General features: G+C 74.4%; 14 protein-coding genes. 10 read left to right on the plus strand and 4 right to left on the minus strand.

Going from position 1 to position 13294, the window contains the following annotated elements:
- Nucleotides 1–154 precede the first annotated feature (154 nt).
- The 5 genes from AC230_RS16035 to AC230_RS16055 all read left to right on the plus strand — a co-directional run bounded on the left by AC230_RS16035 (nucleotide 155) and on the right by AC230_RS16055 (nucleotide 4046).
- Nucleotides 155–2398 (plus strand): ATP-dependent DNA helicase UvrD2, encoded by a 2244-nt coding sequence (locus AC230_RS16035; protein ID WP_049716843.1) that lies wholly within the window; start codon nucleotides 155–157, stop codon nucleotides 2396–2398.
- Between the two features lie 143 nt (nucleotides 2399–2541).
- Nucleotides 2542–2883 carry a hypothetical protein gene (locus tag AC230_RS16040; RefSeq protein ID WP_049716844.1) on the plus strand — a complete coding sequence of 114 codons (342 nt, stop codon included), beginning with the start codon at nucleotides 2542–2544 and terminating at the stop codon, nucleotides 2881–2883.
- A gap of 130 nt (nucleotides 2884–3013) precedes the next feature.
- Entirely contained in the window at nucleotides 3014–3376 is a 363-nt protein-coding gene (locus AC230_RS16045; protein ID WP_049716845.1) for a WhiB family transcriptional regulator, read from the plus strand.
- A gap of 8 nt (nucleotides 3377–3384) precedes the next feature.
- Nucleotides 3385–3687: a hypothetical protein gene (locus AC230_RS16050; protein WP_049717056.1), complete on the plus strand. Its 303-nt coding sequence runs from the start codon at nucleotides 3385–3387 to the stop codon at nucleotides 3685–3687.
- Between the two features lie 179 nt (nucleotides 3688–3866).
- Nucleotides 3867–4046, plus strand: coding sequence for a hypothetical protein (locus AC230_RS16055; RefSeq protein WP_422125599.1), 180 nt, complete (start codon nucleotides 3867–3869; stop codon nucleotides 4044–4046).
- Nucleotides 4047–4080: 34 nt separating this feature from the next.
- Here the strand turns inward: AC230_RS16055 and AC230_RS16060 are convergent, their stop codons facing one another.
- Together AC230_RS16060 and AC230_RS16065 are read right to left on the minus strand one after the other, a co-directional pair.
- The gene (locus AC230_RS16060; RefSeq protein ID WP_049716847.1) at nucleotides 4081–5466 is read right to left on the minus strand and encodes an ABC1 kinase family protein; all 1386 of its coding nucleotides are present in this window, start codon (nucleotides 5464–5466) and stop codon (nucleotides 4081–4083) included.
- 41 nt (nucleotides 5467–5507) lie between these two features.
- Complete coding sequence (locus AC230_RS16065) at nucleotides 5508–6629, minus strand: ThiF family adenylyltransferase (protein ID WP_107082161.1); 1122 nt, start codon at nucleotides 6627–6629, stop codon at nucleotides 5508–5510.
- Between the two features lie 571 nt (nucleotides 6630–7200).
- On the opposite strand from AC230_RS16065, the gene AC230_RS16070 reads away from it, so the two are divergent.
- Entirely contained in the window at nucleotides 7201–7818 is a 618-nt protein-coding gene (locus tag AC230_RS16070) for a M48 metallopeptidase family protein (protein WP_049716848.1), read from the plus strand.
- A gap of 13 nt (nucleotides 7819–7831) precedes the next feature.
- Here AC230_RS16070 and AC230_RS16075 read toward each other — a convergent pair whose 3' ends face one another.
- Nucleotides 7832–8401: an NUDIX domain-containing protein gene (locus AC230_RS16075; RefSeq protein ID WP_049716849.1), complete on the minus strand. Its 570-nt coding sequence runs from the start codon at nucleotides 8399–8401 to the stop codon at nucleotides 7832–7834.
- Nucleotides 8398–9879 carry a zinc-dependent metalloprotease gene (locus AC230_RS16080; RefSeq protein WP_049716850.1) on the minus strand — a complete coding sequence of 494 codons (1482 nt, stop codon included), beginning with the start codon at nucleotides 9877–9879 and terminating at the stop codon, nucleotides 8398–8400. The genes AC230_RS16075 and AC230_RS16080 overlap by 4 nt, the downstream gene beginning before the upstream one ends.
- Before the next feature lie 203 nt (nucleotides 9880–10082).
- Here AC230_RS16080 and AC230_RS16085 point away from each other — a divergent pair, with 203 nt between their 5' ends.
- The 4 genes from AC230_RS16085 (at nucleotide 10083) to AC230_RS16100 (ending at nucleotide 13272) form a co-directional block, all read left to right on the plus strand.
- Entirely contained in the window at nucleotides 10083–11207 is a 1125-nt protein-coding gene (locus tag AC230_RS16085) for an SDR family oxidoreductase (protein ID WP_049716851.1), read from the plus strand.
- A gap of 112 nt (nucleotides 11208–11319) precedes the next feature.
- Complete coding sequence (locus tag AC230_RS16090) at nucleotides 11320–11751, plus strand: molybdenum cofactor biosynthesis protein MoaE (RefSeq protein ID WP_049716852.1); 432 nt, start codon at nucleotides 11320–11322, stop codon at nucleotides 11749–11751.
- 131 nt (nucleotides 11752–11882) lie between these two features.
- Complete coding sequence (locus AC230_RS16095) at nucleotides 11883–12089, plus strand: hypothetical protein (RefSeq protein WP_049716853.1); 207 nt, start codon at nucleotides 11883–11885, stop codon at nucleotides 12087–12089.
- A 91-nt stretch (nucleotides 12090–12180) separates the two neighbouring features.
- Nucleotides 12181–13272 (plus strand): YlbL family protein, encoded by a 1092-nt coding sequence (locus tag AC230_RS16100; RefSeq protein ID WP_049716854.1) that lies wholly within the window; start codon nucleotides 12181–12183, stop codon nucleotides 13270–13272.
- Nucleotides 13273–13294 lie beyond the last annotated feature (22 nt).

Below are 13294 nucleotides of genomic sequence, written 5' to 3' on the forward strand. Positions count from 1 at the left end.
CCTCAGTGGTTCGTGCTGTGGTGGGGGAGCGGTGCTCCGGTGGTAGAACGTGCACCCCGCCCCCGCCCATTCCCGGCCAGCATAAGTACGACCGCGGGGCCCCGCCTGTGGACAACCGTCCCGGCCGCCTCCGGGAACCTGGCAGCATGGCGGGGTGACACCAGCAACGCACTCCCCTCTCTTCCCCCAGGTGCCGGAGACCGCCGACGCCGTGCTCGACGGGCTCGACCCCGAGCAGCGCGCGGTGGCCACGGCGCTCAAGGGGCCGGTGTGCGTGCTCGCGGGCGCCGGCACCGGCAAGACCCGGGCCATCACCCACCGGATCGCCTACGGGGTCCGCTCCGGGGTGCTCCAGCCCGCCAGCGTGCTCGCCGTCACCTTCACCAACCGCGCGGCGGGCGAGATGCGCGGCCGGCTGCGCCAGCTCGGCGCCACCGGCGTCCAGGCCCGCACCTTCCACTCGGCCGCCCTCCGGCAGCTGCAGTACTTCTGGCCCAAGGCCGTCGGCGGAGAGCTGCCCCGCCTCGTCGAGCGCAAGGCCCAGCTCGTCTCCGAGGCCGCGGCCCGCTGCCGGGTCCGCCTCGACCGCGGCGAGCTGCGCGACACCACCTCCGAGATCGAGTGGGCCAAGGTCACCCAGACCGTCCCCGAGGAGTATCCGGCCGCCGTCGCCCGCTGCGCCCGCGAGGCCCCCCGCGACCCCGCCGAGACCGCCAGGATCTACGGCGTCTACGAGCAGCTCAAGCGCGAGCGCGGAGTGATCGACTTCGAGGACGTCCTGCTGCTCACCGTCGGCGTCCTCCAGGACCGGCACGACATCGCCGAGACCGTCCGCCGCCAGTACCAGCACTTCGTCGTCGACGAGTACCAGGACGTCAGCCCCCTCCAGCAGCGCCTCCTGGAGCTCTGGCTGGGCGACCGGGACAGCCTCTGCGTGGTCGGCGACGCCAGCCAGACCATCTACTCCTTCACCGGCGCCACCCCCGACCACCTGCTGGACTTCCGCAGCCGCCACCCCGGCGCCACCGTGGTCCGCCTCGTCCGCGACTACCGCTCCACCCCCCAGGTGGTGCGCCTGGCCAACGGGCTCCTGGCCCAGGCCCGCGGCCGGGCCGCCGACCACCGCCTGGAGCTGGTCTCCCAGCGGGAGGACGGCCCCGAGCCGGCCTACGCGGAGTTCGCCGACGAGCCGGCGGAGGCCGAGGGCGTCGCCCGGCGCGTCCGCGACCTGATCGCCTCCGGCGTGCCCGCCGCCGAGATCGCGATCCTCTACCGCGTCAACGCCCAGTCCGAGGGCTACGAGCAGGCCCTCGCCGACGCGGGCGTGCCCTACCAGCTGCGCGGCGCCGAGCGGTTCTTCGAGCGCCCCGAGGTCCGCGAGGCCCAGGTGCTGCTGCGCGGCGCGGCCCGGGCGGCCGACGGCACCGACCCCCGGCTGGCCGCCGCCGAGGATCTGCCCGGCCAGGTCCGGGCCGTCTTCTCGACCCGCGGCTGGACGCCCGAGCCGCCCGCCGGCTCGGGCGCGGCCCGCGACCGCTGGGAGTCCCTGGCCGCCCTGGTGCGGCTCGCGGAGGACTTCGCCCGCTCCCGCCCCGGCGCCACCCTCGCCGACCTCGTCACCGAGCTGCACGAGCGGGCGGAGGCCCAGCACGCCCCCACCGTCGAGGGCGTGACGCTCGCCTCCCTGCACGCCGCCAAGGGCCTGGAGTGGGACGCCGTCTTCCTCGTCGGCCTCACCGAGGGCATGCTCCCGATCACCTACGCGAAGACGGACGAGCAGATCGAGGAGGAGCGCCGGCTGCTCTACGTCGGCGTCACCCGCGCCCGCCGCCATCTGACCCTCTCCTGGGCGCTCTCCCGGGCGCCGGGCGGGCGGCCCTCCCGCCGCCCCAGCCGCTTCCTGGCCGGTCTGCGGCCGGGCTCCCGGGCGCCCCGTCCGGGCGGGGCCGAGGCGGCGGGCCCGCTGGGCCACGTCTCCTACGGATCCGGCGCGTACGCCTCCGGCGGGCGCTCGCCCGGCGACGGCGGTGCGGGCCGGGCCGCCCGGCGCAGACCGGCGCGCTGCCGCGTCTGCGGCCGCACCCTGACCGACGCGGGCGAGATCAAGCTGCTGCGCTGCGAGGACTGCCCCAGCGAGCTGGACGAGGGGCTCCACGAGCGGCTGCTCGACTGGCGGGCCGAGCAGGCCGCGCGGCTGGGGCAGCCCGCCTTCTGTGTCTTCACGGACAAGACCCTGCTGGCCATCGCCGAGGCCGTGCCGGGAACCGAGGCGGAGCTCGCCGTCATCTCAGGGGTGGGAAGACGTAAGCTCGGCACCTTCGGAGCCGATGTCCTGGCGCTGTGCGCCGGCCGCGAGCCGGAGTCGCAGAAGGGCCCGGAAATCTCTCCGGAAAAATAGTTTGCGCGCGTGGAGGGCCTACCCATAGCCTTCCGAGCAAGGAAACAACGAGTCCGTTCAGGATTCGTTGGCTCCGTGCTGTACTGAACCGAAGATTCGACGGACCCTGGTCCGTCCCGAGACGCCGAGAGGAGGCGAGACCAATGATCAGCTTCATCACCAGCAACAAAATGACCGATCGCCCGGTCTTCGTCACGCGTCCGCTCGGCCTGCGTGCGACCGACGCCGTATGCGGTGTCGTGCGCGCCTCCGGTCTCGGCTCCGTCAACGGCACCGGTCTGCCCATCGCCGCCCTTCCGGCCACCGCGCCGGCCCTGGGCAATGAGCGACCGACCAAGGCGCCCGCGGCAGCGGCAACGGCGGCAGTGGCACAGTTCCGTGCCTTTGCGGCGGAGACCAAGGGCGCCGAATCCCGGACCAAGCAGTACCAGCACCACACGATGTGGGCCTTCCGTGGGCTCGAACCCTGGAGAGATCCAGCCTGATCGGCAGATCAGGTCGGCACCTTCCAGGGCCGCGGAACCCACACCGGGATCCGCGGCCCTTTTGCTTGCCCCCCAGCCAGGGGAAACCAGCCCGGCCACCCGCCGGAACAACAGACGAGGAACACCAACCGTGCAGATCAAGGCACACACCCCGTCAGTAGCCACCGACCTGATCCCCCCGCCCGTCCCCACGGAGGACACCTTGACCCCCCTGACCGCGCTCACCGACCTCGACGACGCGATCGAGAACCTGGGCACCCCGGTCCCCTGCCGCAGCTACGACCCGGAGGTCTTCTTCGCCGAGTCGCCGGCGGACGTGGAGTACGCCAAGTCCCTCTGCCGGACCTGCCCGCTGCGCGAGGCCTGCCTCGCCGGCGCCAAGGACCGCCGCGAGCCCTGGGGCGTCTGGGGCGGAGAGCTCTTCGTCCAGGGCGTCGTCGTGGCCCGCAAGCGCCCCCGTGGCCGTCCGCGCAAGAACCCGGTCGTCGCATGAGGCTCGCCATGACCTCCCCCGGCACGATCGACCTCCCCCGCGCGCACGACCCCATGAAGCAGGAACCGACGATGCACCACGCGTCCACCGAGCCCTCGGGCTCCGCCCTCCCCGCCCGCACCACCTCCGGCGCGATCACCTCGCGTCAGAACAGGAACCTCGAAATGCAACTCATCCCAGAAGTCCTGGCCCGTGCCCATATGCACGAGGGCAGGGCCGTCCGGCTCGCGGCGGCCCGGCGCGTCCAGCGCCGCGCCGAGCGGGCCTCGCTGCGTGCCCGACGGGCCTTGGCCATGGCAGTGATGCACTAGCCGCCCGCCGGCGGAACGCGACTTGGTGAACCGGGGGCCGGTCCGCGAGGACCGGCCCCCGGCGCGTCCGGGACCGGGTGCGCCCGGCGACGGACACCGTTCGGGTGCGTTGAACCCTCACGCACCGTTCACGGGGATATCGTCTGGGAGTGGACCAGAAGACGCCTGATGCAGCGCAGTTGGACCCTGAGGCCACCGGCACCACCCTCACGTGTGCCCGTTGCGGAACCACCGCCGAGGGCTTCCCCCCGACCTGGACGTGCTCCGTGGAGAACGGCGGCCGCCACTACTTCTGCGACGACTGCGCACGCGCCAACCTCAGAGCGATCGAGGGCCGCCTCGACTCCGCCTGGTGGTGAGGCAATCCGGCCCGCGCACCGCCCTCCACCGCCCTCAGGCCGGGGTCTCCTGGGCCTCCCGGCCGCACTCCCCGGCCGGCCCGCCGGCCGCGAAGCCGGGGACCCACGCCTCCATCTCGTCGCGCAGCCGCACCGTCGCGCCCAGTTGGCACAGCACCCCTATGGTGCTCGTGGTCACCCGGTGGATCAGCAAGTAGGCCGGGGGCAGGTTGAGCTGACGGGCCAGCTGGTACGCGGGGGAGCGCGGGTCGGCGATCCGCGTCGCCTGGGCGCGCATCCAGTCGCGGGTGAAGGTGAACTCCGCCACCTGCGCGGGCTCGATGATCGGCAGAAGGTAGTCGAGCACGGCCCCCGGATCCAGATCGATCTCCGGTTTGACGAACCCCTCGTCGCGCAGCAGCTCGTGGACCGCCTCCGCCTCGCCCTCCAGCGTCAGCCGCAGCGCCGTCCCGATCTCCTCCGGCAGCCCCTGCGGCAGCCTGTCCACCGTGCCGAAGTCCAGGACGCCCAGCCGCCACTTCTCCGGCGGGCCGTCGGGGTGGTCGCCGGTCACCAGACGGAAGTTGCCCGGGTGCGGGTCGGCGTGGAGCAGGCCGGTGCGGGCGGTGCCCGAGAAGAGGAAGCGGGCCAGCAACTGGCCTGCCCGGTCCCGCTGCTCCCGGGTGCCGTCCGTTATCACCTCGGACAACGGCACCCCCTCCAGCCACTCCGTCACCAGCACTTGGTCACCGTGGTGCACCACGGCCGGCACCGTGACGTCCGGGTCCCCGGCGAACTCCTCGGCGTGGGCGATCTGGGCGCTCGCCTCCAGCCCGTAGTCCAGCTCCTCGGACACCCGGTCCTTCAGCTCCGCGATGAGCGGCTTGAGATCCATCCCCGGAATCAGCGGCCCCAGCAGCCGGGCGAAACGGCCGAGTTGGGTGAGGTCCGACAGCAGTGCCTCGCCCGCCCCCGGATACTGCACCTTGACCGCGACCTCACGCCCGTCGTGCCAGACGGCCCGGTGCACCTGCCCGATCGACGCCGCCGCGGCCGGCCTGTCGTCGAACTCCTCGAAGAGATCCCGCCAGTCGGCCCCCAGCCGCTCCGCCAGCGCCGCGTGCACCGACTTCACCGGCATCGGGGGCGCCGCTTCCTGAAGCTTGGTCAGAGCCGCCCGGTAGGGGCCCGCGACCTGCTCGGGGAGCGCCGACTCGAAGACGGACAGGGCCTGTCCGAGCTTCATCGCCCCGCCCTTGAGCTGACCCAGCGTCGCGAACAGCTGCTCCGCCGTGCGCTGCTGCAGCTCCGCGGCGATCATCTCCGCCGGCCGTCCGCCGATCCTCTTGCCCAGCCCCAGCGCGGTGCGCCCGGCGAACCCCAACGGCAGCGCGGCCAACTTGGCGGTACGAGCGACCGCCTTGCGCGGTAGATCAGTCATGCGCCCCTCCAACTAGCTGTACAGCCACGCCGCGACGGCGGTCACCCCCGCATTCTCCCGTGCGCCGCCCCCGCGGCCCGGTCACGGTCCCCTTCCGGAGGGCGTGCCGCACCGCACGGACACCGCGGGTGCGGCTCGACGGGCCGCGACGACCACCTCGGACCCGGCAGTGCCAGCTCCAGGCGGTGCCCCGTGCCCGCGGCGGACCCGCCGTCGAGGAACGCCAGCGCCCACGCAACGGCCAGCCCCGCCACGACCGTGGCCAGTGCCATGTCGCACGACGGTACCCCCGCGCGCCGGCCGGACTTCCACTGGGCGAGCATCCGGGGCCACGCCGCGTCCCGTTCGGCGCGGTCCACGTCGAGGCACTCCGCGCAGGCCGACCGGCCCGGCAGGACCAGTGGCCCCACGACCCCCGTCGCCTCGGCCACCCCCGCGTACAGGTGGGGCGTCCCCGACGCCACCAATTCCCGGGCCTCCGCCGGATCCGGCGCCCAGACGGCCACCCCGTCGCGCGGGGCGCACACCGTCAGCGCGGGCGGGGGCTCCGCCCGGCCGGCCCGGGAGCGGGGCACCGGCAGCGGCGCCGCCTCGCGCACCGCCCGGCGGGCCGCCGCGTCCCGCCGCTCGCCCGTCCGCCGGGCGCCGACCCCGCCGGGGGCCACATCCCACGGCTCGACACAGCCGCCGTCCAGCACGTCGACATGTCCGACCCCCGAGGCCGACAGCAGCGCGGCCACGGCCGCCCCGACCCTGCCCGCCCCGCGGACCCGCACCCGCGCGCCCTGCCGGGCGGCCATCAGCCCTATGGCCGCGCCGGGTTGGGGATGGAGCACCGAGAGCGAGCCCAGGTCCGGTCTCAGCCGCTCCAGGGCCGTGCCGCGGGACCGCAGGGCGGCCCCCGCCTCGCCGCCCCCGCGTGCGTCGTCCAGCAGGCCCGCCCTGGCCAGGCGCGCCACCAGCGCGTCCGCCCGGCCGTCCGGGAGCCCCAGCGCGGTCGCCTCCGCCCGCAGCAACGGCAGGCCCCGCGTGCCGTCGAGCAGGGCGAGGAAGGACGCCGTCGCCGTGTCCACCGGGCCGACCGCCGTCGCGTGCGCCGCCGTCATCCCCACCTGCAAGGTGTCGCGATTGCGCCAGGCCCGCCGCAGCGCCGGCTTGAGCACGGGGTGCGAGATGCCGCCTGGGGCGCCACCTCCCGGGGTGCAACCTTCCGGGGCGCCACTTCCCGGCCCGGCCACCGGCTGCCGGGTCTCCGGTCCGACTGCCCTCTGTCCGACTGCCGTCGGTCCGACGGACTTCCGCCCGACTGCCTCCGGTCCGGGGCCCTTCGTTCCGGGACCTTCCGGCCCGGGGCCCTGAGGGCCGGAAGACCCAGGGCCCTCCGGGCCGGAGGACCCGGGCCCCTCCGGCCCGGAAGACCGGCGGCCGGGCTCCCCGCGGGCTTCGCCGCAGGCGCCGCCGCCGCCCGGCGGCGTCGCGTCCTGCTCCGTCACGGCCACCGCCGCCCCGCACGCACGTCCGCTTCCCATGGCTCCCGACTCCCCCCTCGTCGCCCCGCGGGGCCTGGTGCCCCGTGGTCCGGCAGGGCCAGCATGCCCGGACGCGGCCGTCACTGCGCGGAGTTGTCCACAGGCACGGAGTGATAGTCGTATGAGTGGGTGTGCCCGACGGGGATCGCCCGCCAACCGGGCGGGCGCGGGACTTCCGGCGCCGGCACCCGGTAACGTCGGGGCCGTGCCCGTCGATCCCCTGCACAGTGCTCCCAGAACGCAGCGTGCCGCCCCGAGCCCGGGTGGCCCGTCCACCGAGGGGGCGCCGACGGCGGCCGGGACCGACGCGGTGGAGGTCCGCAGGAGCGCGCGGCGCCGCAGGACCGTCTCCGCGTACCGCGAGGGCGACCGCACGGTCGTCCTCATCCCGGCCCGGATGTCGGACGCCGAGGAGAAACGCTGGGTGGGCGTGATGCTCGACCGCCTCGCGGCGCAGGAGAGCAAGCGGATACTGGGCGACGCCGAGCTCGCCGAGCGCGCCGGACGCCTCTCGGCGCAGTACCTCGACGGGCGGGCGCGGCCGGCCACGGTCCGCTGGGTCACCAACCAGAACACCCGCTGGGGTTCGTGCACCCCCGCCGAGGGCAGCATCCGCCTCTCGCACCGGCTGAAGGGCATGCCCGAGTACGTCGTCGACTACGTCCTGCTGCACGAGCTGGCGCACCTGCTCGTCCCCGGGCACGGCCCCGCCTTCTGGCGGCTGCTGGAGGCGTACCCCCGTACCGAGCGCGCACGGGGGTACCTCGAAGGTGTGGTGGCCGCCGGCCGGCTCCCGCACCTTCCGGCGGCCCGCAGCGAGTGACGCGGAGCCGGGGTCACCCCAGCAGGGCGCGCGTCCGCTCCACCAGGCGCACCACCGAGGCGTCGGCCACCGAGGCCACCTCGTCGTAGCCGAACCAGCGCAGGTCCAGCGACTCGTCGCTGATCGCCGCCCGGGCGCCCGCGGGGGCCACGGCCGCGTACTGCACGTCCAGGTGCCAGGCGCACGGCGTGCGGTGGCGGTCCAGCCGGACCGGGCCGCCCGGCAGCAGCGTCAGCCCCTCGGCGATGCCCGACTCCTCGCGCGCCTCGCGCAGGGCGGCCGCCGCCAGCGTCGCGTCCTCCGGCTCGCAGTGCCCGCCCAGCTGGAGCCACATGCCCAGCTTGCGGTGCAGCGTGAGCAGCACGCGGCCGGCGGCCGGGTCGACGACCAGGGCGCTCGCCGTGATGTGGCCGTCCCGGCACGTCTTCCACATGCCGTCAGGGTGGCTCTGGAGGTGGTCGAGGTACGCCAGCCGCAGGGTCTCCTGCTCCGCGGCCCCCTCTGGAGCCGCCCCCTCCGGAGCCGCCCCCTCTGGAGCGGACCACTCCTTGAGGGTCCGCTCCGCGTCCGCGTGCAGGCTCACTCGGCGCCCTCGTCGCCCGCGTCCTTCTCCTGCCTCCCGCCGTCCTGCTTCGCGCCGTCCGTCTTCCCGCCGTCCTTCTTCAGGTCCGGACTGGACGGGCCCCCGGCCGCCTCGCCGAGCATCTTGTCCAGCTCGGAGAAGTCCAGGTGCTCGCGGTGGACGAAGCCGTCCGGGTCGTCCAGGTCGGCGGCGGTCGGCAGCATGTCCGGGTGCTCCCAGAGGGCGTCGCGGCCGTCGGCGCCGCGCGCGTCCGTCAGGGACGCCCACAGCCGCGAGGCGTCGCGCAGCCGGCGCGGCCGCAGCTCCAGACCGATCAGCGTGGCGAAGGTCTGCTCGGCGGGGCCGCCGGTCGCCCGGCGCCGGCGCAGCGTCTCGCGCAGCGCCCCGGCGGACGGCAGGTGCGGGGCCGCCGCGGCGTGCACGACCGCGTCCACCCAGCCCTCGACCAGCGCCAGCGCGGTCTCCAGGCGGGCCAGCGCGGCCTTCTGCTCCGGGGAGTCCTCCGGCTGGAACATGCCCTGCTGGAGCGCCTCCTGCATCTGCTCGGGGTGCGTGGGGTCGAGCTGGCCGACGACGTCCTCCAGCTTGGCGGTGTCGACCTTGATGCCCCGGGCGTAGCCCTCGACGGCGCCGAACAGGTGCGAGCGCAGCCACGGCACGTGCGAGAAGAGCCGCTGGTGGGCGGCCTCGCGCAGGGCCAGGTAGAGGCGGACCTCGTCCTGGGGGACGCCCAGGCCGGAGCCGAGCTGCGCGATGTTGACCGGCAGCAGCGCGGCGCGGCCCGCCGGGCCCAGCGGCAGGCCGATGTCGGTCGAGCCGACGACCTCGCCCGCCAGCACGCCCACGGCCTGGCCGATCTGGGTGCCGAACATGGCGCCGCCCATGCTGCGCATCATGCCGAGCAGCGGACCGGCCATGGCCCGCATCTCCTCCGGCATGACGTCGCCCATGGCGGAGCCGACGCGCTCGGCGACCGGGTCCACCAGCTCGCGCCAGACGGGCAGGGTCGCCTCGACCCACTCGGCGCGGCTCCAGGCCACGGCCGTGCCGGAGCCCGAGGGGAGCGAGGTGACGCCGTCCAGCCACAGGTCGGCCAAGCGCACGGCCTCCTGGACGGCCGCCCGCTCGCCGTCCGTGACGCTGGCGTCCTTGCTGCCCTCGGCGGTGCCCTGCGCGACGGTCCGGCGCGCGATGTCCTTGGCCATGTCCCAGTTCACCGGGCCGCCCTCGTACGAGAGCATCTGGCCCAGCTGCTGGAAGGCGGCGCCCAGGTCGCCGGGGTTCATCTGGCCCATGCCCGGCATGGCCCCGCCGAACAGCGCGGCGAAGGGGTTGTCCGCGCCGCCGGCCGCCGGACCGAACCCGAAGGGGTTCGCCGGCCCTTGGCCGCCACCCTGGTCACCGCCCTTCTTCTTGCCGTTGTCGCCGTCCTCCGGCTCCTCCGGCGGAAGACCGAATCCGAATGGGGTGTCACTCACGGGTTTCCTCGGCTCGTAGGGCCGCCGGCTCGGGCCGACGGCGAATGCCCGACAACACCACCCAGCGTAGACACCTCCCCGGTATCGGGGCTTGGTGCTCCACCGGCTCGGGGCCTGCGGCAGGATGGACCTCACCTGGTACGTACGGGTCATGACACGGGTGATGGCGCATACGTACTGAAGACAACCGCTGGAGACGCCCGGTGAGTTCCCCCGACCGAGAAGTTCGCGCAGCGCGAAACGGTTCCGCGCGAGACAGTACGAGCCCGTCCGGGCGCCGGCCCGTGGTGGCCGTGACCGGTGCCGCCCGCGGCGTCGGCGCGCTGCTCACCCGGCGGCTCGCCGCGTGCGAGGAGGTCAAGCACGTCCTCGCGATCGACGAGCGGCGCGGCGACGTGAGCGAGGCCCAGTGGCACGTGCTGGACGTGCGCGACCCGGTGATCGCCGAGAAGCTGCGCGGGGCCGACGTCGTCGTCCACCTCGCGCTCGACCTCGACCTGGAGACCGACCCCGCCGCGCGCACCGCCTACAACGTGCGCGGCACCCAGACCGTGCTGACCGCCGCCGCGGCGGCCGGGGTGCACCGCGTGGTGCTGTGCACCTCGGCGATGGTCTACGGGGCGCACCCGGACAACGACGTGCCGCTGGACGAGGACGCCGAGCTGCGGGCGACCGCCGAGGCCACCGGCGTCGGCGACCTGCTGGAGATCGAGCGCCTGGCCCGGCGGGCGCCCCGCGCGCACCCCGGCCTGAACGTGACGGTGCTGCGGCCGGCGGTGCTGGTCGGCGGCACGGACACCGCGCTCACCCGCTACTTCGAGTCGCCCCGCCTGCTGGTGGTCGCCGGCTCCCGGCCCGTGTGGCAGTTCTGCCACGTCGAGGACCTGGTGAGCGCCCTGGAGTTCGCGGCGCTGGAGAAGGCCGAGGGGGAACTGGCGGTCGGCTGCGACGGCTGGCTGGAGCAGGAGGAGGTCGAGGAGCTCAGCGGCATCCGCCGCATGGAGCTGCCCTCCGCGGTCGCCCTCGGCGCCGCGTCCCGGCTGCACCGCCTGGGCCTGACGCCCTCGCCGGCCGGTGACCTCGCGTACACGATGCACCCGTGGGTGGTCAGCGGGCACCGGCTGCACGCCGCGGGCTGGCGGCCGCGCTGGACCAACGAGGAGGTCCTGGCCGAGCTGCTGGAGGAGGTCGCCGGGCGGCACACGGTCGCCGGCCGCCGCCTGGGCCGCAAGGACGCGACGGCCGCGGGGGCGGCGGGGGCGACGGTGGCGCTGCTGGGCACGGCGGCGCTGGTGCGGCGGGCGCGCAAAGCGCGGCGCCGGGCCTGACCCGCTTTCACCCGCTTCGTTCCCCGGCCCGGTGGGCGAGCCGGTGCCGGGCCGGAGTTCTCGTACGAACGTCCGGGTCCGGGGCGGCGGGGCGGTGCGGCACGATGGGGCCATGTCCCACGATCACCCCTCCCTCCGTCTCCTCGCGGTCCGCGAGACGCCGCTCTCCGTGGACGAGGTCTTCGCGGCGGTCGGCGACCGCGCGGCCGGCGGCACCGCGCTCTTCGTCGGCACCGTCCGCGACCACGACGGCGGCGCCGAGGTCACCGGCCTCGGCTACTCGGCCCACCCCTCGGCCGAGGCGGAGCTGCGCCGGGTCGCCGGGAAGGTGGCGGCCGACTTCCCGGTGACCGCGCTGGCCGCCGTGCACCGGGTCGGCGACCTCGTCGTCGGCGACCTGGCCGTGGTGGTCGCCGTGTCCTGCCCGCACCGGGCGGAGGCGTTCGCGGCCTGCCGCCGGCTCATCGACGACCTCAAGCGCGAGGTGCCGATCTGGAAGCACCAGACGTTCCTGGACGGGACGGAGGAGTGGGTCGGGGTGTAGGGGGCACGGGTGCATGCCCGGAACGGGCGGCCACCGGTTGCGTAACCAGGTCCCTGAAGTGAGCGTTGAGACGGCAGACAATTAATGTGCTCATCGGTAAGTCGCGAGGTGTAAGGGGTCGGGAGGCCGTTATGGCGGCGCTCGCTTGGTTGCTGATTCCGGTTGCCGCGGCCCTGGCCGCCGCTCTGTGGGGGAGCTGGGCGGCCCGGAACCGCAAGGCCGGCGATGTCTCGGAGCTCGCCGGGTACGAGAAGTTCCGCGAGGCCATGGAGCGGCGGGAGACCCGGGAGCTCCCGGAGGTCATGGAGCGCTCGGACTCCGGGACGGGATCCGCCTGAACCCGCCGCGACACCCGTCGTGACCAGGCGTTCCGCCTCGTACGGACCGCCCCGGGAGTGGACTGTCGGACCCGTCCCGTACTGTCGTTCCATGCCCCGCCGCACCGCGACGATGCTCGCCTCCCTGTTGATGCTGATCGCGCTCCTCTGCGCCGGCGTGCTCATCCCGGTGCCCTACTCGGAGATGTCGCCCGGCCCGACGGTCAACACCCTGGGCGACCACGGCGGAGAGCCGGTCCTCCAGATCTCGGGCCGCAAGACGTACCCGACCACCGGGCACCTCAACATGACGACGGTCCGCGTCACCGGCTCGCAGTACCGGATGAACATGGTGGAGGCCCTCTACGGCTGGCTGGACCACGACAAGCTGGTCGTCCCGCACGGCACGCTCTACCCCGACGACAAGACCCCGGACCAGCTGAACCAGGAGACCGCCGAGGAGTTCAGCCAGTCCCAGGAGAGCGCCAAGGTCGCGGCGCTGAGGCAGCTGGGCATCCCGGTCGGCACCCGGGTGGTCGTCTCCTCCGTGGTCAAGGGCAGCCCGGCGGAGGGCCTGCTGCACGCCGGTGACGTGATCAAGGCCGTGGACGGCACCGCGGTCGGGCAGCCCGGCGACGTGGCCAAGCTGGTCACCCGGCACAAGCCGGGCCAGAAGGTCGCCTTCCGGGTCGTCCCGGCCAAGGAGGCGGCCGCCGCGGAGAAGGAGAAGCGGCAGCCGAGGACGGAGGAGACCGTCACCCTGGTCACACGCGAGGCCCCCGGCGACAAGCGGGCCGTCGTGGGCATCCAGGCCGGGACGGCGCACACCTTCCCGTTCTCCATCAACATCAAGCTGGCCGATGTCGGCGGGCCGAGCGCGGGCCTGATGTTCGCCCTCGGAATAGTCGACAAGCTGACGCCGGACAACATCGCCGGCGGCCGGTTCATCGCCGGCACGGGCACGATCGACGACAACGGCAGGGTCGGGCCGATCGGCGGCATCGAGATGAAGACCGTCGGTGCCCGCAACAAGGGCGCGGAGTTCTTCCTGACCCCCAAGGACAACTGCGCGGCCGCCGCCAAGGACACCCCCAAGGGGCTGACCCTCGTCAAGGTCGAGACGATAGGCGACGCGCTGAAGTCCCTGGAGAAGATCCGGAAGGGGGACGCGGCGGAGCTGCCGCGGTGCACGGTGAACAAGTGACGCGCGCCGCGGCCCGGCCCCG

Source organism: Streptomyces caatingaensis, from assembly GCF_001187435.1.
GTDB lineage: Bacteria > Actinomycetota > Actinomycetes > Streptomycetales > Streptomycetaceae > Streptomyces > Streptomyces caatingaensis.

Excerpts from the sequence above, each read along its gene's own strand:
- AC230_RS16090 (WP_049716852.1), top strand. The coding sequence starts at position 11,320 with ATGTCCCACGATCACCCCTCCCTCCGTCTCCTCGCGGTCCGCGAGACG.
- AC230_RS16060 (WP_049716847.1), bottom strand. The coding sequence starts at position 5,466 with ATGACTGATCTACCGCGCAAGGCGGTCGCTCGTACCGCCAAGTTGGCC.
- AC230_RS16050 (WP_049717056.1), top strand. The coding sequence starts at position 3,385 with ATGACCTCCCCCGGCACGATCGACCTCCCCCGCGCGCACGACCCCATG.
- AC230_RS16040 (WP_049716844.1), top strand. The coding sequence starts at position 2,542 with ATGATCAGCTTCATCACCAGCAACAAAATGACCGATCGCCCGGTCTTC.
- AC230_RS16095 (WP_049716853.1), top strand. The coding sequence starts at position 11,883 with ATGGCGGCGCTCGCTTGGTTGCTGATTCCGGTTGCCGCGGCCCTGGCC.
- AC230_RS16100 (WP_049716854.1), top strand. The coding sequence starts at position 12,181 with ATGCCCCGCCGCACCGCGACGATGCTCGCCTCCCTGTTGATGCTGATC.